The following is a 26,335-nucleotide window of genomic DNA, read 5'->3' as shown; positions in this document are numbered from 1 at the left end:
GGCCTGGGCCGTGCCCTGGTTGAGGGTGAGCAGGTCGCGCTCGGCGGCAGCGGCACGAGGCTGTACAGCGTCTGGCCTTCGCGCACGCGCTGGCCGGCCGTGATGCCGGCCCCGCCACGCAGCGTGCCCTGCACAGGCGCCACAATGGTTACGGCCTGGCCCGGCACGGCCTGAATCTCGCCGCCCACTTCCCGCGTGGCCTGCACGCTATCGGTGCTGATGGTGACGGTTTTGATGCCCAGCCGCTTTTCCGCGTCGGCGGTGATGGTCACGGTGGTCAGCTCAGATTCCTTCACCGGGTTCTCCACTTCGGCAGGGCTGATGGCCTTGGGCTTCTCGTCTTTGCCGCAGGCAGCCAGACTAAGCAGGCCGGCCAGCGGGAGGAGGCGAGTTAGCAACTTATTATGGTGGTGCATATTATTTTCTTTTGTCATCCTGAGCAGAGCGAAGGACCTTATCACGCTGCAGCTTTTCTCGTTATACCAATCCACTCAACTGGCATAAGGTCCTTCGCGCTGCTCAGGATGACAGGCGATTTGAATGAATTATTAATACCCTCAAAAGCGGCCGCCCACGGCGTAGCGCAGGCGGGCCAGGGCGCGGCGCTGGTCGGCGCGGGCGTCGGCGGCGCGCTGTTGGGCGTCGAGGAGCTGGCGGGTGGTTTCGGCCACCTGCACGTAGGCGAAGTCTCCGTTGATGAAGGCATTGGTGGAGCGGCGCAGGGCGTCGCTCAGATTGGGCAGATAGCTGCGCTCCCACAGGGCCACGCTCTGAGTGGCCTGCTCGTACTGGGCGTAGGCTTCGCGCACGTCAAGGTTCACGGTTTGGCGCAGGGCCAGGTACTGCCAGGAGGCCTGTTCCAGCTCGGCTTTCACCCGCGAGATGCGGCCCTGGTTGCGGTTGAAGATGGGCAACCCGATGGCCGCACCGGGGGCCAGGCTCACCGGCTTGGGGTCGTTGAGGCGGGCGTTCAGCGAGAGCACAAACGAGAACACCCGGCTCCGTTCCCACTTCAGCCGCTTGCCGATGCCCTCGATGCCGGTGCGGGCGGCCCACAAATCGGGCCGGGCGGCGTAGGCCGAATCCAGCAGCGTGCGCAGCAGCGGCACGGAAACGGCCGAGACGGGCGCGGGCGCAAACCGCAGCGAATCGGCATTCACCGAGTCCAGGCCCAGGGTGGCCAGCAGGCGCAGGCGGGCCACCTGGGCGTCGCGGCGGGCGCGGTAGAAGTCGTCCACGGCGCGGAGCGAGTCGGCGCTGGGGGCCACGGTTTCCAACTCGCTGGCCTCGCCCACCCGGTAGCGGGCCCGCACGATGCGCGCCACTTCGGCCCGCATTACGATGCCCTCGCGGGCGATGCGCAGCCGCTCATCGGCCAGGGTAATATCGGTGTAGGAAACCTGGGCGTCGCGGCTCACCAGCAGGCCCCGGCTCACCAAGCTTTCGGCCACGCGCTGGGTTTCGAGCTGGGCGGCGCCCACCCGGCCCGGGCGTGCCAGAGCAGGTCGGAGGCGAAGTTGAGGGCCAGGAACACGGGCGAGGTGCCGTAGGCCGTCACGCCGGAGAGGACGGGGTTGGCCAGCAGTCCAGCATCCCGCAAATCGGCCTGGGCCAGGGCCAGCGTGCTTAGGTCGGCCTGGAAGGCGGGGTTGCGGGTGAGGGCCAGGTTCACGGTTTCGTCCTCGCTCAGCCCGTCCTGCAGGTTGGGCAGCGCGGGGGCCGGGGCGCTGGCGGTGCGGGCGGCGCCCAACTCGTAGCCACTGCGCGCCTTGAGACGCCGGGCCACTTGGTCGCGGGTGTAGGTTGATTTAGTGCTCACGCAGCCCGACAGCAGCAGGGGCAGGGCTAGTAGTCCGACCGCCGACCGCCGCCAGCAGAGAAAAGAGGGAAGCAAAGAGTTAGGGGTATCCGGCACAATGAGCAAAGTAGGGTACAACGACGGCGCTAACGGAGCCCGCCGCCAGAAGGGGAGAGCACGCCACCTGCCTGGCTGGAAGTACATGCGGGGCCTGGTCGGCGAGTGTCAGCCCGACAAAGCTCCTGCCTGATTCTGAAGTAATTATGTAGCCTCCGCTTGCTTACCACCGGATAATGGCCATGGCTCCCACAGCGCCCTGCTGGTAGCTGGGCACAACCAGCGCCCGGTTGCCCAGCAACTTGCGCACCGGTTTCATCACCCGCGGATACAGCCAGTACGCCGCCTCCGTCGACAGAATGCCCACGCCGGCCCCGGCCAGCACATCCGACAGCCAGTGGGCGTCCTTGGCCATGCGCACGCCCCCCGTGGCGGCGGCCATGCCGTAACCCCCGATGCTATACCAAGCGCTGCGCCCACCATATTCTTTGTGCAGAAACGTGGCCGACGCGAAGGCCAGGCTGGTATGCTGGCTCGGAAAAGAGTGGAAATCGGACCCGTCGGGGCGCTGCACCTGGGTGAGCCGTTTGAGGTTGCTGGTCAGCGCGTCGTTGAGGGTGAAAGCCAGGGCGGCCAGCAGCAGCTGGTCTGCCGGCCGGTGGCGGCCCGGCACGCCGGCCAGGCCCAGGCCCAGCGCAAAGGCCCCCGGCAGGTAGCGCATCTGGTTGTCGAGCGTACTCACGGGCCGGCCCATGTGTTCTCTGATTTCCTCCCGCGCCTCCTCGTCTGTTTCCAGCAGCTCCACCCGGTGGGTGTCAGGACTCCGGCCGTGAGTAGCAGCGTGGGCACCAGCAGCACCCGCCCAACCGGATGCTGCCGCAGGAGCGGCCGGCCGGTGGAGTCGTTGGCTGGCGGGGCTAACGGAGCCGTGGCGGTTGTCTGGGCCTGTGACGTGAACAAGGGCAGCAGACAGGACAACCAGGTAAACAGCAGAAGGCGGGACATACAGGAATTGCAGTGGGTACCCGGTAAACCTAAGGCCCGATTCTGTGCAAATACTGTAGTGGCTATGGCCGGATAGCTGCCGGTGAAAACCGGACGCGCAGCGTGTGCAAAGCCTGCTCGGCGGCATATTCGTAGCGGACTTCAAAACCATAAAAGGCCGCAATGCCCTGAACGATAGACAGGCCCAGGCCGGGCGAATCGGAGGCGGCGTTGTGCTTGCGGAACCGCTCGAAAAACTGCGCGGGGTTCTGCGTGGCCGCCAGCACCGGCCCCGTATTGCTGATGGCCAGCTCCTGGGCCGTGAGCACTACCCGCAGCAGGCCGCCCGGGTGGTTGTGCCGGATGGCGTTGTGCAGCAGGTTGCTTATCAGCGAGTCGGCCAGGGCCGGGTGCAGCTGGAGCGCTCCGGTCGCGGGCAGGCTCGTTTCCAACCGGAGCTGCTTGTCTTCGATGAACTCCTCCAGCAGCTGCAGCTTCTCCGTCAGGAGCTGCTGCAGCTGCACCTGCACGGCGGCGGCAAACTGCTGGTTCTCAATTTTGCTCAGCAGCGTCAGGCCCTGGTGCAGGCGGGCCAGGCGCTGCACGGCGGCGTAAAGGTCGGCCACGAGCGGGCCGGCCGGCGCGGGCAGGTCGGGCAGCTGCAGCAGCTGCTCCAGCTTGGCCTGCATAATGGCCAGCGGCGTTCGGGTTTCGTGGGCCGCGTTTTCGGTGAACTCCTTGAGCGTAGCGTAATCGGTCGCTACCCGCTCGCTCATGTGCGTGAGCGTGTGGTTGAGCTGGGTGAACTCCTCGATGCGCGTGTCCGGCAGTTGCAGCACCTGGTGCTGCTGCACATCGTAGCCCCGCAGCTGCTGCAGCGTGTGCTCGAACGGAGCCCAGAGGCGGCGCGCCAGCCAGCGGTTGAGCAGCACCATACTCCCCAGCAGCGCGCCCAGCACCCCCAGCAGCAGCCACATAATCAGGCGGCGCACGTCTTCGGTTTCCAGCAGCGACTTACTCAGCGACACCCACTGCGTCTGCCCGTTCAGCTGCAGCCGGAACGTGAGCTGGCGGTAGGGCTCCAGCTCGTTTTCCAGCGGTTCCAGCAGCAGCACATCGCGCAGAACCTCGGGCTGGGGCCTCGTGCTCAGCTGCATCCGACCCTCAAATGGGGTACCCGGCAGCTGCCCCGTGCGCCCTACTTCCTGGCGCAGGTAGTCGCGCTGCTGAAACAGCCGCTCTTCCACTTCTCCCTGAAGCGCCCACAACACCCCGAAGTATAGCAGCCCGCTTCCGATGGTGAAGAGCAGGCCAGCCAGCAGCACGTAATAGCGGTTGGTGGCGGTCAGCAGTTTCATTCTACACTGAATTTGTAGCCCACCCCATACACCGAGCGGATGTAGTCGGCGGCTCCCTTGGCCTGCAGCTTGCGGCGCAGGTTTTTAAGGTGGGTATAGATGAAGTCGAAGGAGTCGGCCGCATCGGCCGCGTCGCCCCACACGTGCTCGGCAATCGATTCTTTCGTCAGCACCCGGCCCGGATGCGTGAGCAGGTAGAGCAGCAAGTCGTATTCCTTGCGCGTGAGGGCCACGGGCTCGCCGTGCACCAGCACCTGGGCCTGGTCGGGAAACACCGCCAGCTCCTGAAACAGCAGCTGGCGCTGCCCCTGGAACTGCCGCCGCCGGATGATGGCCTTCAGACGGGCACTCAACTCTGAAAGATGAAACGGTTTGGCCAGGTAGTCATCAGCCCCCAGCTCCAGACCCAGCACCTTGTCATCAAGCGCCCCCCGGGCCGAGATTATCAGCACGCCGGCCGGCGAGTTGTCGGCCTTAAGCGTGCGCAACACGTCCAGCCCGTTGCCGTCGGGCAGGGTCAGGTCCAGCAGCATGCAGTCGTATTGGTAAAGCTTGATTTTTTCGTGGGCCTGCTCGTAGCTGGCCGCCGCTTCTACCACGTAGCCATCCAGGCGCAGGTAGTCCACCAGGGAGGTGCGCAGGGCCGGCTCGTCTTCTATAATCAGCAGCTTCACAGGAGTACAGGGTAAGTAACCGCTGAAAGGTAGCTGGCAATTCTGAAGACTTTCTGACTGCGGCAGCTACAGGCAGTAAACCCGCAACATCCGAGACTACCATGCTTTTCCCGTTTTTTCTTCGTCAGGATGCCAGGCGGATTTACTTGCCGTCTACTCCCTAATACTGCCCTACGCTCAGCATCACCAGTGTGCAGGCTTCTTCGGTTTCGATGCCGCGCTGCTGGGCCAGCTTTTCCAGCTCGGGGTTTTCGGTGCCAGGGTTGAAGATAATGCGCTTCGGGTTCAGGTCGAGGATATAGTCGTACCAGCCGGGCTGGTTTTGGGGGCCCACGTAAAGCGTCACCGTATCCACGCCCTCGGCGGCGGGCCGGTCGTTGCGGATATCGAGGCCGGCCACCTGGCCCTTACGGATGCCCACCGGCACCACTTCGTGGCCGTGTTGCTTGAGCTGATGCACGGCCCGGTAGGCGTAGCGGGTGGGGTTATCGGTAGCGCCTAAAACAAGGGTCTTTTTCATAAGAAGGATCTTGGATGGTTGGGAACGTAGGGAGTTGGACGGGTGAATTCATCGCCAATCCCCACAAACCAGTTGGGCTATACGCAAGACCAGCCGCAAAGTAGAACGAAGCGCTGCTTCTCGCCCGCCCAACAACTGCCGCCCGCCCATCTGTTCCACGTCCGCCAGGGGCCAGCGGTAAAGCCTGCCCTGCAAGCAGCAGAACGGGCTTTGTAAAGCAAGACCAAGGAAATTACCGCTTGTTCAGGCCGGTAAACATCGTGTCCAGCAACTCGCGCGAAGCCCGGTGGGCCTGGGCTGAGAAACCGGTGGCTACTTCCGGAGCTTCGGTGGCCAGCTGGCGCAGCACGTCGTCGGCGTACGCGTCTAGCGGCATGCCGAAGGAGTTATCGGTTTCGCCCAGGTCAGTGTGCACGGCCGGCGGAATGATTTCCATCACCGTGATGCACTAATAAATTGAATGCGAATAATTTAAAAAGCTGATCCTTAACATCTTAAAGTGGGTGAATAACTTCGAGGGTGAAGGAATAGAACTCTTCGGTTTCGTCGTCAAAGAATCGGCATTGTAAGGTTAACCAACTCTCTTTGCCGTCAAGGAGCAAGTCATAGTCCACGGCCACGTATCCGGTGCCATCCACTGGATAGATGTCGTAGTCGGCAATGCCCTGTTCTGGAAAAATCACAGAGCCCCCCCGTAATAGCCATCCAAGGCCTCAGCCAAGTCTTCGGCAGTGAGCTGCTTCTTCTAATCCAAGGCGATTAGTTGCACAAAGTCCCGATGAGCTAACAGCCGAACAACACGCTCCAGACTGCGTGTAAGTTTAAGATTGTTCATAGTGAATCATAAAAGGGGTATACCCCTTATCTGGTCAAATCAGCCACAGAAATAAGTTCTTCCGGTGTGCTCGGTTGCGCGCTGTCAGGTTGCGCCCGGGTAGCCAGCGTGGCACTGAGTGCTTGCGCGTCTGCTATCACTTGCGCCGGGTAGTGCAGGCGCGCCAACAACCGAATGGCATTGCGCGTGGTGAGCGGCCCGGCTTTGAGACGGTAGTCGAAATACCAGTCTTCTGCCGTGACCGTCTCGCAAAAGTGGTATTCGACATAGCAGGACTCCAATAGCGCCCCCAGCTCCCCATCGTGGGTGGCCGCCACTACCCAGCTGCGCGGCTGCAAGTAGGCCAGCACGGCTTTGTTAGCGGCAATGCGCTCCTGCGTATTCGTGCCTTTGAACAGCTCGTCCAGCAGCAGCAGGTAGCTACCGGGGGCCGCGTCGCAGGCCAGCAGCAGCTGCCGCATGGTTTCGGCTTCGACCAGATAATAGCTCTTGCCCGTGGGCAGGCTGTCGGCCAGGGTGAGGCTGGTGAGCACCCGGCAAAAAGGGGCGCGGTAGGCGGTGGCCGGGCACGTCGCTATTGTCTGGGCCAGCAGGGCATTCACGCCCAGTGTGCGCATAAAGGTGGTTTTGCCCGCCATGTTCGAGCCGGTGAGTAACACTCCCTGCCCAGATAGGGTCAGGTCATTCGGCACGCACCCCGGCACCAGCGGGTGGTAACCGGCTTGCAGCCGTATGCCCTCGGCAGCGGGTCCAAAGTGCGGCACGCAAGTAGCGTGGCGCTGGCGGAAGCTGGCCACCGCCAGGGCGCAATCGACGTAGCCGACCGCCTCAAATACGGCCCGAATTGCGGGCGCGTGCTGCTGCACGGCCACCCGGCAACGGGCGTACACCAGCTGGTTGAGTAGCAGCAGCGCCTTGAGCAGTTCCAACACCCCCAAATTGTCTTCCACCTGAAAGAAAGCTACTCGCCGCAGAATAGCCCCCAGCCGAGCCAGCGGCGCTGCCAGCGGCTCAAGCGGCCGCAGGGGTAGGGCCGCCCGGTATAACTCTCGCCCTGCCCGGTGCAAGCGGCCTAGTTGCATCAGCGGGCGAACAATGCGCTGAATTCGGGTGCGCTGCCAGAAGTGAAACACTGTATTGATGAGGGTAAACGTTCCCGTGCCCAACCAGAGTACTGGAAGCCAAAAGCCCCCGAGCAACGTGGCCAGCAGCCCCAGTGCGAGCAGCGGCGCGAAGCGCGCGCCAGGCAAAGTGGGGAGGGGCTCCCCACTAATCAAATCGGCCAGGAAGTACGTCTCGTCGGCAGTCAGCTGGTCGAGGGCGAGCAGGGCTTGCCCGCGGGCCACGGGTTGCTGCGCCAGCAGAGTTGCGGCAGCATCAAACGCGTGCAAGGCGGACTCGTCGGCGAGCGGGCTGCGCAGGCGGTGGTACAGGCACTGCTGGCCCACCCGGCTCACCGTGGCATCGAGCAGTTCAAAGAGCAGGTCGCCGTTCAGATCCTCCCAGGTTTGGTCAGGCAGGCGGTAGTACGCGGGCTCGTGCTGCACATGGTCGTAGTAGCGGGCCACCCAGGGAAAGTGGGAAGAGCGCGAAGCCGGCTGTTGCCAACTCGCCTCCAGGCGGCGTAAGCGCGTGCGGGAAGAAGTCCACATGAGAAGCGAGGGTAGCTACCAGGGCGTGGGCGGTGAGCTGGTGCCACTGATACTTATAAGTAGCGCGAAAGGTAGCTAAGGGACGCTTATCAAGGAAAGTACCACGCCGGGGCACGCTCCGGTAGGAGGCGAAAAACTACCACGATTCCAAGGCGGGTCTGAGAACAAATGTTGAAGCTGCTTAGAAAGTACCCGGAGTCAATCAGAACGGGATGCTTCGACAGGCGGACGCTAGATCAAGCATCACGTTCTGATTAACTTTGTAAACAGATGCGTTATCGTAAAGAGGCATAACCAAGAAAGTGCGCTACCTGGGCCACACCGGTTGCTAGTGGCGCTACCTGCTGAGCGACTTACCCCCGTGGGCAGCCGTTTACCAGCAATGGACCCGCTGGCGGGATGCCCGCATTTTTGAGGATATCGCGCATGATTTAAACAAGTTACAGCGTCTGTTGCTGGACCGAACCGCCACACCGAGCGCCGTTATTCTCGACGGGTGGGTACTGCAAAGCACACCGGAGAGCGGGCATCGGGCCGGCTACGATGGCGGCAAACGGCGCAAAGGCAGCAAGGCCCACATCGCCGTCGACACGCTTGGGCAATTGCTGCGCGTGGTCATCACCCCGGCCAACGCGCAGGAGCGCGACCAAGTGGGCCAATTGTGCGAACGGGTTAGGCCGTTACCGGCCAAAGCGTGCAGGTCGGCTTCGTGGACCAGAGTTACAGGGGCGAAGAAGGCGAATACGCCGCAGCGGTGCCCTAGATTGACTTGCAGGTGATTAAAGAACCAGGAGGCCAAAATGGGTTTGTGCTTCTGCCCTCGGCGCTGGGTCGTCGAACGGAACTTCGCTTGGCTCAGCCGGCTTCGCCGATTAGCCCGCGACTATGAGCGGCTCAGTAGCCCCTTGCAGCAACTTCACTCTGTCGTCTTTACATGTATCGTACTCGCTAGAACGACTGCAGGACGGTACCTGAGCCCACCTGAGGCCCGCTCAAAACTGGTTAGCGGGCTGCCAGTAACCGGTTGCGCTTTTTTTCAACCGGAAGGGCACTACCCCACCCTTATTTGCCGGCTTGCTGCACCAGCCATTCGTTCGCCTTACCTTCCTCAATAAACAGGGCAACGTGGACCGACCGCTGTAACTGGGCAACGTGCACTATGTCAATGGCGTCATCGTCTACGCGCACCAGATGCGCGGGCGAGAGCAGGTACGCCAGAAAGGTAGGCCCTCCTAAATGGGCTGCCAGCAGGGGCATATACTCGTCCATGAGCCACTGGGCCGTTTCCGGGTCTTCGTTGTTGCGCCGCCGAATGTCGAGCAGCCAGAGCCGGGAGCCAATTCCCTGGGCCTCGGCAAACAACTGCTCGTAACTCGTCCGCATTTCGGCCGGGGTCGCTTCGCGCAACCACCGGCATACCATCGTGCCCGTCTCGGGGCGGTGCAGGCAGTCCAAATAATCAGTTAATCGCTTCATCGGTCGTTGAAAATCCCGCTAACCGGGTTTGGATTACTCGGCCGCCACGCCCAGAAGAAAAGGCTGAGTAAAAAGAGACTCGCCACGCTTTACTCTCCACAAAATTCTGCGCTTCGTCAGGGTAGTAATTCCAGGAAAGGCTCCTACCTAAAGATTTGCCCCGCCGAATGGGTCTTTTAGACCACCTTTTTGCGCAAGTCCCATTAGAGTGGGAGTCGCGCCAGCTGGTGCCGGGCCCCAAGCGACCACGTTTTGACCGTACCCAGGGGCACCTGTAACTCTTCGGCGGCTTCCAGTTGCGTGTAGCCACGCAGGTAAAGCAAATCCAGCACGCGCCTGTGCTCATAGCGGAGCCCCACTAACAGTTCCCGTACGCCGATGTGCTCGGGCCTGAAATCGGGCGGGGCCACGAATTGCCAGCCCGAGGTATCCTCCAGCGTGGCCGTGCGCAGTTGCGCGCGGTGGCGGCCGGTGCGCACATAGTCAATCGCGGCGTTGCGGCAAATAGTAGCGGCCCAGGTGAGCAGCCGGCTTTGCGCCGCGTCATACGAGCCAATCGACACCCAGACCTTGACCAGGCTTTCCTGCAGCACATCCTCGGCGCACTGCTGGTTGCGTACCACGCGCCACACCGCCGCGTGCAACGCCCGGCCGTACTGCTGGTAAAATACCGTCATGGCCCGCGCCTCCCGGTTCACTAAGCGCTGCACCAGTTCCTGTTCAGAGAGTGCCATCAGGGCGAGATAATTGGTAGGAACTCATGCTGCGGATAGGAAGCAATAGCTAGCCATCAGGGCTGGCGACATAAAGAGAATAGGTAGTCCCTGGGCCAGGTTGGGCTGCCAGCACCGGCTTAGGTAAACTTGTTGCGCTCAAACTGCAAATCGCCGCTGAGCGATTCGTGCTTCAAAATGGAATCGTGCACGACGCGGGCCTGCTGGCCGGTTTCGTCGGCTTTGCGAAAGAACAGGTGGGCCTCTTCGTCCTGGCCGTTCTCAACGAAGTGCATGCCCAGGTTGTGGAGCAGCATTTTGGTTTCTTCCAGCCCGCGCATGGACTGGTAGAGCATGCTTTCGACTGACTCGGTGACTTCGCTCAGCAAGGCGCTGACGGTGTAGGCGTGGCCGGTGTGGCAGCGGTAGCGAATCAGCTTGCCCTCGATGAGCTGGGTCAGGGCGCCGTGGCAGTCGGGGCAGGTGAAGGGCGTTAGCTTGCCCTTCTCGATGATGCCCAGCTCGAAGCCCCCGCCCTGCTTGGCAATGGTTAGCTCGATTTGGAGCAGGTCCAACTCGGTGGCGGGCAGGCGGGTTTTGGCGGGGGCCCGCTCCTGAGTGAGGCGCGCCAGCAATGGCCCCATCTGGGCCAGGGGCACCACGTAATCGGCCGCGACGAATTCGAGCGCATTAGTAGGCATCGACGGCTGCTCGGCATCGTGGGGGTCCTGCACGAGGGCCAGCCCGCCCATGCGCTGCACGCTCCACAGCCCGGACGTGCCGTCGTCGAGGTAGCCGGTGAGTACCACGCCAATCACCCGGGGGCCGTAGGTGTAGGCCGCCGAGCGAAACAGCGCGTCGATGCTGGGCCGGAACCGGTTTTCCTTGGGGCCCCGGGTCACCAGCACCTGGTTGCCTTCGAGCAGCATATGGTGGTCGGGCGGAGCCACGTAAATGACTCCTGCCGCCACGGTTTCCCCATCCTGCGGCTGGCGGACGGAAAGGGTCGACACCGAATTGAGCAGCTGCGGCAGGACGCTGGGGGAGTCGGCCGCGACGTGCTGCACCACAAAAATGGGCGCTGGGAAATCAGCGGGCAGCGTTTGGATGAGGGCCGTCAGGGCGGCCACCCCGCCGGCGGAAGCCCCGATAACGACGATGTCCCGGTAGGGCTTCGGTTTTTTTACGGACGTTGAGGTAGTCATGGGGTTTTTACGTCAGGGCAGCACGGTTTGGGCCTAGCTTATCGGAGATGGGCACTTGCGGGTATTCCTTATCCCTGGAGGTGGAACACCCGACTCAGGCCCAGGTGATGCAGGCAGCGCGCCAGCACGGGATGAACCTGCGCTAAGTGAATGCGCGTGCCCCGGCTTCGTATTACCAGCAGCTGCGACACAAACCGCCCCACCCCCAGCGGGTGCGGCGCAAGCAGCCAACGACAATCAACGGCTAGCTGCGCGGGCGGGGCCACCAGCAGGCCCGCCAGCTGTTCCGCCGTCAAGTCGGCCAGGTGCAGGGGCTTCAACGCCTCAGCAGGAGCGGGTACGGTTACCGAAGCAGGAACAGAAACTTCCATAAATAAGGACGGCAGTGGGTGAGTCACCGGAGTGGCTTGGCGCATTCGTCGAAGCGGGTAGCCTGGCGCCCCTGCTGAAAAACCAAGAGGGTTTTACACCCCGGCCAGCTGGTTAAAAAGTGGCGTTCAGCTACCTAGACAAAGGAACGGCTTTGCTGACCTTGCTTTTCTCAGCATTCTTACCGGATTCGTCAAGGCAGATACCCAATTGCATCCCCGTATAAATACGGGGATGCAATTGGGTATCTGATGTTCAGAGTTCTTAAGAGCGGCTGCGGTCGGCGGCTCCATCAGGGCTGAAGTAGGCCCCACTCCATGGCATACTTCACCAAGGCCGGGGTGTTGCGGGCGCCGGTTTTTTCCAGCAGGCTTTGCCGGTGTGATTCGACGGTCCGCCGGCTGGTGAAGAGCTGGTCCGCAATTTCCTGATTCGTGAGCCCATCGGCTACCAGCAGCAGAATCTCCCGCTCCCGGTGCGTTAGGGATAGTCCGGGGGCCGGGCCGGGAGCGGTTGGCACCTGGAGCAGGACTTTTTCGAGCAGGCCCAAGCCGATTTCTGAGCACAAAAACCGCTTGCCCGCGGCTACTCCCTGCAGCGCGGCGACCACCTCGTACTTATCGGCGTTTTTGAGCACGTAGCCGTGGGCCCCCGCCGCCAGCGCCTCCCCAATGGTGCGCTCGTGGGTCAGCATCGAGAGCAGTAGGATGCGCAGGTCCGGGTACTCTTCCCGCAGGCGATGGGTGGTGGCCAGCCCGTCGAGTACGGGCATGTTCAGGTCCAGCAGCACCACGTCGGTGGGCACGGTGGGCAACTGGTCGAGCAGTTGCTGGCCGTTGCCGGCTTCGCCCACCACCTCAAACAGTGGGTCGGCGGCGAGCAGGGTGCGCAGGCCGTCGCGGATGAGGGTGTGGTCGTCGACGATAAAAACGCGAATCATGGCTACGAGAATAAGGGGAGCGGAATGCGCAAACGGACGTGGGTGCCGAATTCAGGCGAGGAGTCCAGGGCGATGGTGCCGCCCAGCAGGGCCACGGCGTCGCGCACGGTGCGCAGGCCCAAGCCTTCGGGCACGGCCTGCACGTCGAACCCGCGGCCGTTATCCTCGGCCCGCAAGCTGACCCAGTTGGGCAGGGTTTCCAGCTCCAGCGCGGCCTGCGTGGCGCCGGCGTGCCGCACGATGTTGTGGGCCAGCTCCTGGGCCAGGCGAAAGAGGGTAACCTGCAGGGGCTGCGGGAGCTGCTGCTGCTCCTCCTCTCCCCGAATGTGGCAATCTAGGCGCAGCTGCGGGGTCGATAAATCCTGGCATACGTCGCGCACGGCGGCCGCGAGGCCAAACTTGGCCAGCGAGGTGGGCACCAGCTCGTGGGCCAGCGTGCGGGTCTGGCGCATGGCTTCGGCCAGCAGGCGGCCGGTTTGCTGATGCAGGCTGGCCAGGGCGGGCAGCGCGTGCAGGGCGGGCGTATCCAGCTGGTCGAGATGGAGCTTGGTGGCGTACAACACCTGGCCCAGGCCGTTGTGGAGCACCTCGCCCAGGCGCCGCCGTTCGTCTTCCTGCGCCTGCAGAATGGCCATCAGCAACTCCTTGTGCCTGTCCAGCTTCAGGGCCAGGTTTTCTTCTTCCAAGCGCTGCACGTCACTCACGTCCAGGCACACGCCCAGCACCCGCTCCGCCTCACCCGGCACGTCGGGGATGGGCACGGCTTTAAAGCGTACGGTTTTCACCTGCTCACCCACCCGCAGGCGCAGGGGGGCATCGAAGCGGCTGCTGCCGGCGGAGAGGGTGCGCAGCAGGCGGGCGGCGGCGGGCCGGTCGTCGTCCACCACGGCGTCGAGAAAGCTCTGGAGCTGAACGGGGCTGCCCACGGGCCGGTCGAAGAGGTGGTAGAGGCCGTCGGACCAGGTCAGCTCCTGGGTGCCCAGGTCGTAGTCCCAACTGCCCATCGCGGCTACCGCTTCCGACTGTTGCAGCAGGGCGAAGCTCTTGGTCTGGGCCTGCTCCAGCAGCTTGCCGGGCGTGATGTCTTCGGCGGTGTAAAGCAGCCCGTCGCCGATTTTCACCCCCACCAGCCGAAACCAGCTGTTGAGGCCCTCGTGGGTGTAATGCACCTCAAAATCGGCGCGCCGGCCGGTTTCGACCACCGCCACGAGCTGCCCGAAAATGGGCGTGAGCCGGATGCCGGGGTTCAGCTCGCCGACGCGCCGGCCGATGACGGCCTGGCCGGGGTAATAGGCCTGGGTGGCCAGATTAATCAATACGAACTCAAAATCCAGAATGCCGCCGTCGGCATCGCGCACGGCCCGCAGCAGCATCACGTTCGTGGTCACGGCATCGAACACGGACTGCAGCCGGGCCTGGCTTTCGCCCAGGGCCTGGGTGCGCTCGGCCACCTGCTGCTCCAGCCCGGCATTGAACGCCAGCAGCTGCGCTTCCACTCCCTCACGGGCGCTCACGTCGGTGGCCACGGCGGCTACGGCCGTGATGGTGCCCTGGGCATCGCGCAGCGGATGGTACACGAAATCGAGGTACACCGTGGTTAATTTGCCGTGGTGCAGCACCTGGCCGCGCATTCCGTGGGCCAGGTGGGGCATGCCGGTAGCCCGCACGCCGTCCAGCAACTCCCGGAAGCCCTGGTCGCGGACTTCGGGCAGGGCCTCGAACAGGGGCCGCCCCAGCACCTCGGCCGCCGTCCGCCCCCAGATGGCTTCCAGTTTCGGGTTGCAGACCTGCACCACGTAGTCGGGGCCGCTGAAGACGCCCATCGCCACGGGAGCCTGCTCAAACAGCTCCTGCTGCCGCTGCCGCTGGGTTTCAAGCTCCCGGCGGGCCAGCACCTGCTCGGCCACGTCGTAGGCAAACACGGAGATGCCGGCGGGCTGGCCGTTTTCCTCGAAGCGCTGGTAAGTGAAGTTAAAATAGTGGCGCTTGGGCGGCTGGCCGCCGGGCTGCGCCATCAGCAACGGCACCTCCGTGCCGGAGAACGTTTCGCCCGTGTGGTACACGCCATCGAGCAGGTCCACGAAGCCCTGGCTGGCCGTCTCCGGTGCCACCTGCCCCATGGGGCGGCCGCGCAACTCCCCCCGGCCTGGATATAGCCGCCGGAAGGCGTCGTTGTAGAATTCAATGCGGTGTTCGGGCCCCCGCAGCAAGGCAATCACGGCCGGGGTTTGCTCAAACATCTGGTAGAAGATTTCCCGCTCCCGTAGTTGCTGCTGCTCGCGCACGGTCAGCAACTCAGCCTGCAGCGCCTCGGTGCGGGGTATGGCTTCTGTGCGCCGGAGCAGGGTATCATGGGCAGTTTGTTGGGCCTGATACTGCTGTCCCGCCTGTTTCTGCGCCGTGATATCCTGCCAGTACACCACCCAGCCGGTGGCCTGAGAGGCACTGGCCATGGTAATCCATTGCTGGTGGTGGGGCAGAAAAAACTCTTGGGAATCCTGCTCGGGGCGGCGGCCCGTCACCTCCCGCAGGGCCTGGAGCAGGTCGGCGGGTAGCGTGCCGGGGGGCGCTTGCGCCAGCTTCGCGCCCTGCAGCTCCTGTTGCGGAACGCCCCACCAGCGGGCCGCCTGCTGGTTGAGGCGCAGCACCGTGCCGCGCGCGTCCAGCACGACCACGCCCCAGGGCAGGGTCTGCAGCAGGGATTCCGCATCGGTCCCGCTTCCCGTGGTGTTGCCGACGGGTATCAAGGAAAGAGGTGGTGCCGCGGGCTCGGGAGCCCCGGATTTATTTTTGCGCATGCACGAGAGTTGGCCAAAGCGAGCCGCTAGTGTTCAGTCCCAAAGGCATACGCAAAAGCTCTCGTTTCGAATAAGCGCTGGAAGAGTAGCACCGGACGAAGAGTGTTCGGGCACTCCAACCCCCTCCGTATTCGCCTATCAGGCGGCGTTCAGGGCCTGGCGCATTTGTTCCCAACTCAGCTCACCGGCCACGTAGCGGTCATAAAACTGCTGGGCCGCCGGCGGGGCCTTTGTTTTCAAGCGGGGTAGGAAGGTCAGCATCAGCTCCAACACCGCCGCACGCTGTTCCGGGGTTTGGGCACTAGGGCCAAAACGGGTATCGTATGCCATAAAGAGACTGAAATAGCGCGCGGGAGTGCGCTTTTACAAAAGTCTGGCCGTGAAAAACGCAACGCACTACGGACACTACTGAAAAGACCCTGCGGACACTACGCAGATTCTGGGGTGTCCCGAGAATGTGCGCAGGCTGCTGTTAAACTACTTGGCTACCCGTTCTGGCCGAGTACGACCGGGAAAGCATCCGCGAGCGGGCCACGGGCAAGCTGGCCAAAGTCCAGGCCTGTCTGGCGGCGCGCATGTCGGTGCACCAGACGATGGCGGCCACGGGCGTGAGCGAGTCCCGCGTCAAGCACTACCGCTGCCAGCTAACCCTGCGCGATCCGGACGCGGAATGAGGCAAGACTATCTCGCTCCCGTCCCATCCTATCCAGCCCGAATAGGCCACCTCATTCCCTAAAGCGAAGCAGTCTTCCGCACACTAGTCTGGCAATTATCAACCGTTAGGTTGACGATTGGCTGCCACCCAGTTCGTGTTCCCTTTGCCAGGAGTGGTATATTTGAAGGCTGATTTATCCCTCTTCCTCTGATGAGTTCAACTACCCCTGCGGGCCTGCCCGCTGCTACGCTCCCCGTTTTGCTGGAGCTGCTACCCCATGGGGTCGTGTACTATACCCCCCTGTTTGACGCGGCCGGGGAGGTGGTTGATTTCCAGTTCGCTTACCTGAACGCCGCCGCCCAGCAGCTGCTGGGCCTGCCGGCTCAGCCTGTCGCCAGCTATTTGCAGCAGTGGCCCGGCAGCGGGGGCAGCGGCGCATTTGCCTTCCACCGCGACGCGTGGCGGGCCGGCACGCCGGCGCAGTTCGACCAGTTTTACCCGGCGGACGGCCACAAAAGAACCATTAGTGTTCATGCTACCCGGCTGGAGCAGGGACTGTTGGTGAGCTTGACGCAGCGCAGCGCCCAGCCCGGCAACGCAGTAGATTCGGCCCGGCCTGCCGGCCCGCCCCATGAGCAGGCCGCCCCAACCGAGGCGGAAGGCCAGCTGACCACCTTACGCAATGCCTTGGAGCAGGCGCCAATGGCCATTGCCTTACTGGAGGGGCCGGCCCATGTGGTCAGCTTTGCGAATGCGGAAATGGCCCTGGTCTGGGGCCGGCCCCTGGCCCAGATTGTGGGTCGGGCCCATTTTGAAGCGCTGCCTGACCTGAAGGGGCAGGGCTTCGAAGCCATTTTTGAGGACGTGTACCACACCGGTCAACCCTACTACCTGCGCGAGCAGCTGGTGCACATTAACCGCATCGGGACTGGCGAGCTGGTATCGGGCTACTTCAACATTGCCTACCAGCCCCAGCGCGATACCCGGCAACGGGTTACGGGTATTATTGCCTCGGCCACGGAGGTAACGGCGCAGGTGCTGGCCCGCCAGCAGGTGCAGCAGCTCAACGACGAGCTGGAGTTGCGCGTAACGGTCCGCTCGGCCGAAGTGCGGGCCGCGCTGCACGAAGCCGAGCACCAGCGCGAGCAGCTGCGCGAGCAGCAGGGTCTGCTGCGCCAGATTCTGGGGCAGGTACCAGCGGCCGTGGCCACGCTCATCGGCCCGGAGCACCGGTTCCAGTTTGTGAATGAACAGTATCAGGCGTTAGTGGGCGGGCGGGCCCGGTTGGGCGCGTCGGTGGCCGAGCAGCTGCCCGAATTGGCCGAGCAGGGTTTTATTGCGCTGCTCGACCAAGTGTATACCTCCGGCCAGCCTTATAGCGGGCAGGACATTGCCCTGATACTAGCCGATTCCCAGACGGAAGCGCCCATCCAGCGCTACTTCGACTTCGTTTACCAACCCCTGTTCGACGGGCAGCACCAGAGCCGGGGCATTCTCGCATTTGTAGTTGATACGACCGAGAAAGTACTAGCCCGCCGCCAGGCCGATACGCTGCAGGCCGCCGCGCTGGCCGCCGTGCAGCGCCGGGCCCAGCAGCGCCAGGAGCTCTACCAGGTATTTGCCCAGTCGCCGGTAGCCATTGTGCTGCTGCGCGAGCCCGACCACCGCATCGAGTACTTCAACACGGCCTTCGAGGAGCTGTTTCCGCCCGAAGAATGGATGGGCGGGGATATGCACGGCCACCAGCTGATCGAAGTGTATCCGCGTCTTAAACTGGCCGGGCTGCTCTCGCTGCTCGACCGCGTGTTCGCCACCGGCGAGCCGCAGGCCGTGCTGGACATGCCCCTGGCCAACCTGCAACCCGGTAGCCCGCGCTACGTCACGTTCTCTTACCAGGCCTACCGCGAGCAGGGCCGGATTGTGGGCGTGGCCGCCTTCATCTACGATGTGACCGAGCAGGTGGTGGGCCGCCGGGAGGCCGACACGCTGCAGGCGGCCCTGCTGGCCGGGGCCCAGCGCAACGCCGCAGAGCGCCAGGAACTGCTCAGCCTCTTCGAGCGGGCCCCGGTAGCCGTGGCCCTGCTGCGCGAGCCCGACCACCGCATCGAGTACTTCAACACCGCCTTCGGGGAGCTGTTTCCGGGCCAGGACCTGCTGGGGCGGCCCGTAGTGGCGGCGTATCCCGCCTTAGCGTCGGCGGATGTTATCGACCACCTCGACCGGGTATACGAAACCGGCGAAACGTACCAGAGCCTGGAGCAGCTGCTGCGCACGACGGAGCCGAGCGAGGTGCCGCGCTACATCACGTTCACCTTCCAGGCCTACCGCGAGCACGAGCGCATTGCCGGGGTGGCCGTCTTCATTCACGAAGTGAGCGAGCAGGTACGCGCCCGCCAGGCCCGGCAGGCGCAGCAGGAGCTGGTCGAGACGGTGTTTGAGCAGTCGCCCATGGCTATCTGGGTGGCGGAAGGGCCGGAGTACGTCTTCAGCATTGTCAATCCGCTCATGGAGCAGATTCTGGGCCGCACCCGGCAGCAGCTGCTGGGCCGCCCCTACCTGGAGGTAATGACGGAGCTGGTGAGCCAGGGCCTGCCGGAGCTGCTGGGTACGGTGTGGGAAAGTGGCGAAACAGTGGTGGTGAAGGAGCTGCCGGCGCGCCTGGCCTACCACCGGGCCGACGAGCTGGGCTATTTCAGCTTCGTATTCCAGCCCCTGCGCGATGCCCAGGGCCAAGTGACGCAGATTGCGTGCGTGGCCATTGAGGTAACCGACCAGGTATTGGCCCGCCAGCAGGTGCAGCAACTCAATGAGGAGCTGGCCGCCATCAACCAGGCCGTGCAGGCCACCAACCAGCAGCTGCACGATACCAATACCCGCCTCATTCGGACCAACACCGACCTCGACACCTTCGTCTATACCGCCTCGCACGACCTGAAGGCCCCGATTTCCAACATCGAGGGCCTGCTGCTGGCCTTGCGCCAACAGCTGCCCCCACAGGCACTGCAGGCCGAACTGGTCCCGCGCCTGTTCGATATGATGGAGGATTCGGTGGCCCGCTTCCAGCTAACCATTGGCCACCTCACCGACATCTCGCAGCTCCAGCTGGCCGAAGTGCCCGAGACGACAGACCTGCCGGCGCTCATCAGTGGGGTACGCCTCGACTTAGCCCCGCTGCTGGAAACCGCCGACGTTACGCTATTGGTAGACGTGGACGGCTGCCAGACCGTGCGCGTGGCGCCCAAAACGCTGCGCTCGGTGGTGTACAACCTGCTGAGCAACGCCGTGAAGTATCGGGCTTTTGACCGCCCGGCCCTGGTGCAGCTGCGCGCCCATTGTGTTCCCGGCCGTCTGGTGCTGGTTGTGCAGGACAACGGCCTGGGCCTGACGAGCGCGCAGCAAGACAAGCTATTTGGGATGTTCCGCCGCCTGCATACCCACGTCGAGGGCTCGGGGGTGGGCCTGTTCATGGTCAAGCGGCTGGTGGAGAATGCCGGCGGGGCTATCACGGTTGAGAGCGAGGCGGGCGTCGGCTCTACCTTCACCGTTTCCCTGCCTGCTTAACGCAGCCATCCTCTCGCACGGAGCACGGAGAGCCAATGGCCGGAAGCTGCCGCGCACCGGTTGAAGCCATTGCTCGGACAGCTAACAGACCGGCTGCCGGACGTAGACGCGCAGCAGCTTGCCTTACTTCTTGCGGACCGGTTTCATACCCCCGAAGGTGCCGGATACAACCAGCACTTTCCCGCTAGACTGCGTGGTCTGCTCCTCGGGCTAGTGGCCCCGGCAGGCGCGTAACCGGGGCGGGTCGCCCGCCCGCTGGCCGCCGCACTAGCCCGGGGTTTCCCGCCTGAATTCCTACCTTTGCGCTTATGAAGCGTCTGCTGCTCCTATTGCTAAGTCTGCACCTGTTGGCCGTGAGCTGCCTGCCGGGCGGCAACGCGCAGGAGCTGGCGGAGGCTTCGGCGCTGTGGCAGCACCACGACCAGGACCACGCGGCCAGCGGCCTGGTGGGCTTTTTCTACGACCATTTTCTGGCCCACTCCCACTCCCACGGTGAGGATGGCGGGACCGATGAGCACCAGTCGCTGCCCCTGCACCATACCCACGACTACGCGGCCCCGGCCGTGTACCTGCCGCCGGTAGCCGCGCGGTGGGCGGTGGCGGTTTTCGGCTGGTCGGCGCTCAGCGCCAGCCGTCCGTTGGCCGCCGTGCCGGCCACCCATCCGGGCATGGCCCGCGTCTGTTGGCAGCCTCCCCAGGCCTGAATCAACCCCCGCTTTTCTGGGTAACGCCTCCCCCTGGTCCTGTCGCTGCGCGGCAGCCGGCCCAGGCGCGGGCACATTGTTGATTCAGCCAGCTTCTTCATGCTCGATTCCATTATTCGCTTCTCTATCGGCCATAAGCTGCTGATAGGGTTGCTGACCCTGGCCCTGGTGGCCTGGGGCGGCTATTCGGTGGCGCACCTGCCCATCGATGCCGTGCCCGACATTACCAATAACCAGGTGCAGGTCATCACCCAAACCCCCTCGCTGGGCGCGCCCGACGTGGAGCGGCTCGTGACCTTTCCCATTGAGCAGGCCATTGCTACCATTCCCGACGTGCAGGAGGTGCGCTCGTTTTCGCGCTTCGGCCTGTCGGTCGTCACCATCGTCTTTCCCGACGACACCGACGTGTACTGGGCCCGCAACCAGGTCACTGAGCGGCTCAAGGAGGCCGAGCGGCAGATTCCGCCCGGCACCGGCACGCCCGAGCTGGCCCCGGTCACGACGGGGCTGGGTGAGATTTATCAGTATGTGCTGCACCCGAAAAAGGGCTACAAAAAGCAGTATTCGCCCACCGAACTGCGCACGGTGCAGGACTGGCTGGTGCGCCGGCAGCTGCTGGGCACGCCCGGCGTGGCCGACGTAAGCAGCTTCGGCGGCAACATCAAGCAGTACGAAGTGGCCGTGGAGCCCGAGCGCTGCGCGCCTACAATGTCAGCATCGGGGAGCTGTTCGCGGCCCTAGAGCAGAACAACCAGAACACCGGCGGGGCCTACATCGACAAAAAACCGGCCGCCTACTTCATCCGCACCGAGGGCCTGGTGGGCTCGCTGGAAGACGTGGGTCGCATCGTGGTGAAGACCCCGGCGGGCGGCGTGCCCGTGCTGGTGCGCGACGTGGCCGAGGTGCGCTTCGGCCACGCCGTGCGCTACGGCATGATGACGCGCAACCAGGAGGGCGAAGTAGTGGGCGGGCTGGTACTCATGCTCAAGGGAGCCAACTCCTCCGAAGTCATTAAGGCAGTGAAGGAGCGCATGGCGACCATCCAGCAGACGCTGCCCGAAGGCCTGGTGATTGAGCCGTTTCTGGACCGCACCAAGCTGGTGGACCACGCCATTAGTACCGTCACCAAAAACCTGGCGGAAGGCGCGCTGATTGTCATTTTCGTGCTCGTGCTGTTTCTGGGCAACTGGCGGGCCGGGCTGGTGGTGGCCTCGGTCATTCCGCTGTCCATGCTTTTCGCCATCAGCCTGATGCGGGTGTTCAACGTGTCGGGCAACCTGCTGAGTTTGGGCGCTATCGACTTCGGACTGATTGTGGACGGGGCCGTGATTATCGTGGAGGCCATCGTGCACCGGCTGGCCACGCTCAACCGGCCGGCCGGGGAGCTGCTCAACGGCGCTGAGATGGACGAGGAAGTGTACCAGGCGTCGAGCAAAATCCGCTCGTCGGCCGCGTTCGGCGAAATCATTATCCTGATTGTGTACCTGCCGCTGCTGGCGCTGGGCGGCATCGAAGGGAAGATGTTCCGGCCGATGGCCCAGACCGTAGCCTTCGCCATTCTGGGCGCCTTCATTCTGAGCCTGACCTACGTGCCCATGCTATCGGCGCTGGCCCTAAGTCGCAACACCGAGCACAAGCCCAATATATCCGACCGGGTGCTGGGGAACCTGGCCCGGCGCTACCAGGGCGTGGTGGCCTGGGCACTGGAAGCCAAAACCCTGATTCTGGGCACCGCCCTGGCCTTGTTCGTGGGGGCGCTGCTGCTGTTCGGCACACTGGGCGGCGAGTTTATTCCGACCCTGGAAGAAGGCGACTTTGCCGTGGAGACCCGGGTGCTGCCCGGCTCGTCCATCACCTACACCGCCGAAAAAGCCCAGCAGGCGGCGGGGATTCTCCTTAAAAACTTCCCCGAAGTGAAGGAAGTGGTGGCTAAAGTGGGCTCGTCGGCCATCCCGACCGACCCCATGCCGGTGGAGGCCTGCGACCTGATTGTCGTGCTCAAAGACAAAGAGGACTGGACCTCGGCCGACTCGCGCGAGGGACTGGTCGAGCAGATGTCGGCCAAGCTCAGTGCCATTCCCGGCGTCACGTTCGGCTTCCAGCAGCCCATCCAGATGCGGTTTAATGAGCTGATTTCGGGGGCCAAGCAGGACGTGGTGATTAAGATTTTCGGCGAAGACCTCCAGCAGCTCGACGACTACGCGGGCCAGGTAGGAGAGCTGGTGAAGGGCCTGCCCGGCGCCACCGACCTGTACGTGGAGCGCGCCACCGGCCAGAGCCAGATTGTGGCCCAGGTGGACCGCGAAAAGCTGGCCCAGTACGGCCTGTCGGTGGACGATGTGAACCGCACGGTGCGGACCGCCTTTGCCGGGGAAGTAGCGGGCCGGGTATTCGAGAAAGAGCGCCGCTTCGATTTAGTGGTGCGCCTCAAGGAAGACGCCCGCCAGGACATCAGCAACCTGCGCCAGCTATTCATTGTCGCCCCCGACGGCCGGCAGGTGCCGCTGGAGCAGGTGGCCAAAGTGTCCCTGATTTCGGGCCCCAGCCAAATTCAGCGCGACGACGCCAAACGGCGCATCATCGTGGGTTTCAACGTGCGGGGCCGCGACGTGGAAAGCCTGGTGGAGCAGGTGCAGCAGCGCATTGACAAGCAGCTGAAGTTTGCGCCCGGCTACTACGTGACCTACGGCGGGCAGTTCGAGAACCTGCAATCGGCCCGCGACCGGCTGCTGATTGCCGTGCCGGTGGCGCTGCTGCTCATCTTCGTGCTACTCTACGCCACCTTCAATTCGGTCAGTCAGTCGGTGATGATTTTCACGGCCATTCCGCTCTCGGCCATTGGCGGGGTGCTGGCGCTGTGGCTGCGCGGGATGCCGTTCAGCATCTCGGCCGGCGTGGGCTTCATTGCCCTGTTCGGGGTGGCCGTGCTCAACGGCATCGTGCTCATCGGCTACTTTAATCAATTGAAGGAAGAAGGCATGACTGACCTGCGGGCCCGCATCTTGGAAGGCACCCACGTGCGGCTGCGGCCCGTGCTGATGACAGCCACCGTGGCCTCGCTCGGCTTTCTGCCGATGGCCTTGTCGTCGTCAGCGGGGGGCGAGGTGCAGAAGCCGCTGGCTACGGTGGTGATTGGCGGACTGGTGACGGCTACGCTACTTACCCTGCTGGTGCTGCCGGTGCTTTACTACCTGGAAGAAACCTGGACGGCCCGCCGCGCCGCCAAGAAAGCGGCATCGGCCGGCTCGCCGGTGAAAATCGGCGTGGCCGGTATTGTGCTGCTGCTGGCCATGGGCGGAGCGCTGCTCCCCGGCCGGGCGCTGGCCCAGAACCTGGCCGGCCCCGGCAGCGGGGCGCTCAACGCCACCCAAGCGGTGGAGGTCGCCCTCACGCAAAGCGGCACCGTGCTCGGGGCCGAGCAGCAGCTAGCCGCTCAGCAGGCCGCCGTGCGGGCCGCCCGCGACTTCGGCCGCACCACTGTGCAGGGCAACTACGGCCAGTACAACTCCCGGCAGCAGGACAACTCGTTCACCATCAGCCAGCCGCTGGCCTGGCCCGGCTACTACGGCACGCTCACGGCCCTGGCGAAAGCCCAGGTAGCTACCAAAGAGCAGCAGCTGGCTCTGGTGCGGGCCGACGTGCGCCGGCAGGTGCGCTTGCAATACGAGGCCGCCGTGCACGCCCGCCACCGCCTGCGCACCCTGCGCGCCCAGGACAGCCTCTACACCGAGTTTGTACGGGCCGCCCAACTGCGCTTCCGCACCGGCGAAACGGCCCGGCTGGAAGTGGCCACGGCCCTGGTGCAGCAGGGCGAAACCCGCATCCGCCTAACCCAGGCCCGCACCGAGTATGCGGTGGCCGTGCGCCAGCTCCAGGCCCTGCTGCAACGCCCCGAGCCCGTGGTGGTGGCCGACAGCACGCTCGCTCCGCTGGTGCCCAACGCCCGCCCGGCCCCCGGCGACACGGCGGTCTTCGCCCGTAGCCTGCTGGCCCAGGTGCTGGCCCAGCAAGTGGCTGTGGCCCGTGCTGAAACCCGCGTGACGGAGGCCCAGGGCAAGCCGGGCTTTAGCGTGGGCTACTTCAACCAGTCGCTCATCGGCCCGCAACTGGTGGACGGCGTTACCCGCAACTATAGGGCCGGCGACCGGTTCCAGGGAGTGCATGCTACTGTGGCCGTGCCCCTAATTCAGGGGCCGCAAAAGGCGCGGGTGCAGGCCGCCCGGTTGCAGGAAAAAGTGGCCCAAACCGGCTATTCACGCTACCAGGCCGAGCTAGCCGGGCGGGTCGAAACCCTGCTACTCCAGCACGCCGAGCAGCAGCAGCGCCTGCAATTCTACGAGCAGACCGGCCTGCCGCAAGCCGCCGTCATCACCCGCGTGGCCACCAAGGCCTTTAAGGCGGGCGAAAACGGCTACACCGAATACCTGCTCAACCTAGAACGGGCCCTGCGCCTGCGCACCGACTACCTCGACGCGCTGCTGCAACACAACCAGACCGTCATCGAGCTGGACTACCTGCTGAGCAGCGGCCAGTAAGTCTGTTTCGCACCTATTGACACCCTCACGTCTGTCATGCTTTATCTAGCGTCCGCTTGTCGAAGCATCTCTACCGCTTCGTTACTTCGATTGGATTACTACTGCGGTAGAGATGCTTCGACAATCTCAGCATGACGTTCTCTTGATTTTCCAGACTGTATGAACTTCCCTCTCAAACCCGTATTCTTCTTGGTCGGACTCTTACTCACCGCCGGCTGCACCAGCAAAACCGAACCCGCCGACCCGGCGGATGGCCCGGCTACGGCTGCCGCCACCGCCGACAGCACCGCCGCGCCCACCGACCTGGTTTCGCTCACGAGCGACGAGCAGCGGCTGGCCGGCATCCAGACCACGACCCTGGAACAGCGCGTGCTGGGGGCCGGCCTCAAAGTCAATGGCGTGCTCGACGTGCCGCCCGAAAACATCCTGTCCATCAGCGCGCCGTTGGGGGGCATTGTGGAGCGCACGACCCTGCTGCAAGGCATGTACGTGCGCAAAGGCCAAGTGCTGGCCGTCATCAGCAACCCCGAGTTCATCCAGCTCCAGCAGGACTACCTGGAAACGCAGAGCCAGCTTCGCTACGCCAAAACCGAGTTGGAGCGCCAGCACGAGCTGGTGCGCGAGGAGGTGGCCCCCGCCAAGAACGCTCAGCAGGCCCAGGCCCGCTACGGCGCGCTGGCGGCGCAGGCGGCCGGCCAGGTGGCCCGGCTACGCTTGGCGGGCCTGCCCGTGGGCGCCCAGCCTTTCGTCACGACGGCCACGCTACGCGCCCCCAAGGCAGCTTTCGTGAAAACCGTCAATGTGGCCGTGGGTCAGAGCGTGACGCCCACCGATGCCCTGTTCGTGCTCGTGGACCCTGACCACCTGCACGTGGAGCTGACCGTGTTTGAAAAAGATGCCGCGCAGCTCCAGAAGGGCCAGCGCATCCGCTTCACCGTGCCCAACGACAGCAGCGTGGAACGTGGGGCCAAAGTGTACCTCATTGCGCGCACCGTGGATGAAACCCAGCGCACGGTGCGCGTGCACGGCCACCTCGACCGCGAAAACGACCCGGCCCTGCGCCCGGGCATGTTCGTGCGGGCCGTTATCGAAACCACCTCGCGGCGCGTGCCCGCCCTGCCCAACCAGGCTGTGGTCGACTACGAAGGCAAGCAGTACGTGTTCCGCCTGGAGCCGGCGGCGGCCGGTCAGCAGGCCTATCGCATGATAGAAGTGCGCCGCGGTGAAACAGCCGACGGCTACAGCGAAGTCTTTATTCCGGGTCCGGCCGCGGCTGACACGGCCGCCCGCTACGCCACCGAGGGTGCCTATTCACTGCTAAGCAAGCTCAAGAACCCCAGCGAAGAATAGCTGTCGGGCCGGTGCGCCAGTTGGCTAGGTGTATAGTCCCAGCGTGAGGTGGGTCGGGTCCTGGGTAAAGTTAACGGGGTTTTTCTGCCACTCGGCACAGACAAATTCATGTGGCGTGAGGCCGCGCAAGGTCTTAAGCCGTTTGGCGTGG

At 63.9% G+C, this 26,335-nt stretch carries 22 protein-coding genes and 2 pseudogenes; 6 read left to right on the top strand and 18 right to left on the bottom strand.

Going from position 1 to position 26,335, the window contains the following annotated elements:
* From D0N36_RS18085 to D0N36_RS18040, 10 genes are all read right to left on the bottom strand, one after another.
* Window positions 1–398: hypothetical protein (locus D0N36_RS18085; RefSeq protein ID WP_199798372.1), on the bottom strand; the 398-nt coding region annotated here is incomplete at its 3' end.
* Window positions 399–557: 159 nt separating this feature from the next.
* Window positions 558–1,481 (bottom strand): TolC family protein, encoded by a 924-nt coding sequence (locus D0N36_RS18080; RefSeq protein ID WP_116943228.1) that lies wholly within the window; start codon window positions 1,479–1,481, stop codon window positions 558–560.
* The gene (locus tag D0N36_RS18075; protein ID WP_116943227.1) at window positions 1,433–1,894 is read right to left on the bottom strand and encodes a hypothetical protein; all 462 of its coding nucleotides are present in this window, start codon (window positions 1,892–1,894) and stop codon (window positions 1,433–1,435) included. The genes D0N36_RS18080 and D0N36_RS18075 overlap by 49 nt, the downstream gene beginning before the upstream one ends.
* A gap of 184 nt (window positions 1,895–2,078) precedes the next feature.
* Entirely contained in the window at window positions 2,079–2,660 is a 582-nt protein-coding gene (locus tag D0N36_RS18070; RefSeq protein WP_190242751.1) for a phosphatase PAP2 family protein, read from the bottom strand.
* 262 nt (window positions 2,661–2,922) lie between these two features.
* Window positions 2,923–4,197: a sensor histidine kinase gene (locus D0N36_RS18065; protein ID WP_116943225.1), complete on the bottom strand. Its 1,275-nt coding sequence runs from the start codon at window positions 4,195–4,197 to the stop codon at window positions 2,923–2,925.
* Window positions 4,194–4,871, bottom strand: a complete 678-nt coding sequence (locus D0N36_RS18060) for a response regulator transcription factor (protein WP_116943224.1) — start codon at window positions 4,869–4,871, stop codon at window positions 4,194–4,196. Before D0N36_RS18060 ends, D0N36_RS18065 begins: the two co-directional genes overlap by 4 nt.
* A gap of 160 nt (window positions 4,872–5,031) precedes the next feature.
* Window positions 5,032–5,391, bottom strand: coding sequence for a CoA-binding protein (locus tag D0N36_RS18055; protein ID WP_116943223.1), 360 nt, complete (start codon window positions 5,389–5,391; stop codon window positions 5,032–5,034).
* 232 nt (window positions 5,392–5,623) lie between these two features.
* Window positions 5,624–5,827 (bottom strand): hypothetical protein, encoded by a 204-nt coding sequence (locus tag D0N36_RS18050; protein ID WP_116943222.1) that lies wholly within the window; start codon window positions 5,825–5,827, stop codon window positions 5,624–5,626.
* A gap of 58 nt (window positions 5,828–5,885) precedes the next feature.
* Window positions 5,886–6,074 (bottom strand): DUF7668 domain-containing protein, encoded by a 189-nt coding sequence (locus D0N36_RS18045; RefSeq protein WP_116943221.1) that lies wholly within the window; start codon window positions 6,072–6,074, stop codon window positions 5,886–5,888.
* Between the two features lie 178 nt (window positions 6,075–6,252).
* A complete protein-coding gene (locus D0N36_RS18040; protein ID WP_116943220.1) occupies window positions 6,253–7,878 on the bottom strand; it encodes a MutS-related protein in 1,626 nt (541 codons plus the stop codon).
* A gap of 452 nt (window positions 7,879–8,330) precedes the next feature.
* On the opposite strand from D0N36_RS18040, the gene D0N36_RS20330 reads away from it, so the two are divergent.
* A complete protein-coding gene (locus tag D0N36_RS20330) occupies window positions 8,331–8,657 on the top strand; it encodes a transposase (RefSeq protein WP_199798371.1) in 327 nt (108 codons plus the stop codon).
* Window positions 8,658–8,678: 21 nt separating this feature from the next.
* Entirely contained in the window at window positions 8,679–8,993 is a 315-nt protein-coding gene (locus D0N36_RS20325) for a transposase (RefSeq protein WP_199798370.1), read from the top strand.
* Here D0N36_RS20325 and D0N36_RS18025 read toward each other — a convergent pair.
* The 7 genes from D0N36_RS18025 to D0N36_RS17995 form a co-directional block, all read right to left on the bottom strand.
* Window positions 8,941–9,354 carry a hypothetical protein gene (locus D0N36_RS18025; RefSeq protein ID WP_147320974.1) on the bottom strand — a complete coding sequence of 138 codons (414 nt, stop codon included), beginning with the start codon at window positions 9,352–9,354 and terminating at the stop codon, window positions 8,941–8,943. The genes D0N36_RS20325 and D0N36_RS18025 overlap by 53 nt on opposite strands.
* Before the next feature lie 203 nt (window positions 9,355–9,557).
* Complete coding sequence (locus D0N36_RS18020) at window positions 9,558–10,088, bottom strand: RNA polymerase sigma factor (protein ID WP_116943218.1); 531 nt, start codon at window positions 10,086–10,088, stop codon at window positions 9,558–9,560.
* Window positions 10,089–10,207: 119 nt separating this feature from the next.
* Complete coding sequence (locus D0N36_RS18015) at window positions 10,208–11,272, bottom strand: chemotaxis protein CheB (protein ID WP_116943217.1); 1,065 nt, start codon at window positions 11,270–11,272, stop codon at window positions 10,208–10,210.
* Between the two features lie 68 nt (window positions 11,273–11,340).
* Window positions 11,341–11,643: a hypothetical protein gene (locus tag D0N36_RS18010; protein ID WP_147320973.1), complete on the bottom strand. Its 303-nt coding sequence runs from the start codon at window positions 11,641–11,643 to the stop codon at window positions 11,341–11,343.
* A 290-nt stretch (window positions 11,644–11,933) separates the two neighbouring features.
* Window positions 11,934–12,581, bottom strand: a complete 648-nt coding sequence (locus D0N36_RS18005; RefSeq protein ID WP_116943215.1) for a response regulator — start codon at window positions 12,579–12,581, stop codon at window positions 11,934–11,936.
* A 2-nt stretch (window positions 12,582–12,583) separates the two neighbouring features.
* A complete protein-coding gene (locus D0N36_RS18000; protein ID WP_116943214.1) occupies window positions 12,584–15,379 on the bottom strand; it encodes a PAS domain-containing protein in 2,796 nt (931 codons plus the stop codon).
* A 138-nt stretch (window positions 15,380–15,517) separates the two neighbouring features.
* Window positions 15,518–15,709 (bottom strand): hypothetical protein, encoded by a 192-nt coding sequence (locus D0N36_RS17995; RefSeq protein ID WP_116943213.1) that lies wholly within the window; start codon window positions 15,707–15,709, stop codon window positions 15,518–15,520.
* A gap of 535 nt (window positions 15,710–16,244) precedes the next feature.
* On the opposite strand from D0N36_RS17995, the gene D0N36_RS17990 reads away from it, so the two are divergent.
* The 4 genes and pseudogenes from D0N36_RS17990 to D0N36_RS17975 all read left to right on the top strand — a co-directional run bounded on the left by D0N36_RS17990 (window position 16,245) and on the right by D0N36_RS17975 (window position 26,184).
* A complete protein-coding gene (locus D0N36_RS17990; RefSeq protein ID WP_116943212.1) occupies window positions 16,245–19,595 on the top strand; it encodes a PAS domain-containing protein in 3,351 nt (1,116 codons plus the stop codon).
* 308 nt (window positions 19,596–19,903) lie between these two features.
* Entirely contained in the window at window positions 19,904–20,299 is a 396-nt protein-coding gene (locus D0N36_RS17985) for a hypothetical protein (protein ID WP_116943211.1), read from the top strand.
* 99 nt (window positions 20,300–20,398) lie between these two features.
* Window positions 20,399–24,834, top strand: a pseudogene (locus D0N36_RS17980) (CusA/CzcA family heavy metal efflux RND transporter).
* 159 nt (window positions 24,835–24,993) lie between these two features.
* Complete coding sequence (locus D0N36_RS17975; RefSeq protein WP_116943210.1) at window positions 24,994–26,184, top strand: efflux RND transporter periplasmic adaptor subunit; 1,191 nt, start codon at window positions 24,994–24,996, stop codon at window positions 26,182–26,184.
* A gap of 24 nt (window positions 26,185–26,208) precedes the next feature.
* On the opposite strand, the pseudogene D0N36_RS19820 reads toward D0N36_RS17975, so the two are convergent.
* Window positions 26,209–26,335 (bottom strand): annotated as a pseudogene (locus D0N36_RS19820) (IS481 family transposase); the annotation flags it as partial.

Source organism: Hymenobacter lapidiphilus, assembly GCF_003417065.2.
GTDB lineage: Bacteria > Bacteroidota > Bacteroidia > Cytophagales > Hymenobacteraceae > Hymenobacter.
Note: the sequence above shows the minus strand (reverse complement) of the source record. Positions and strands in the feature narration are given on the sequence as shown.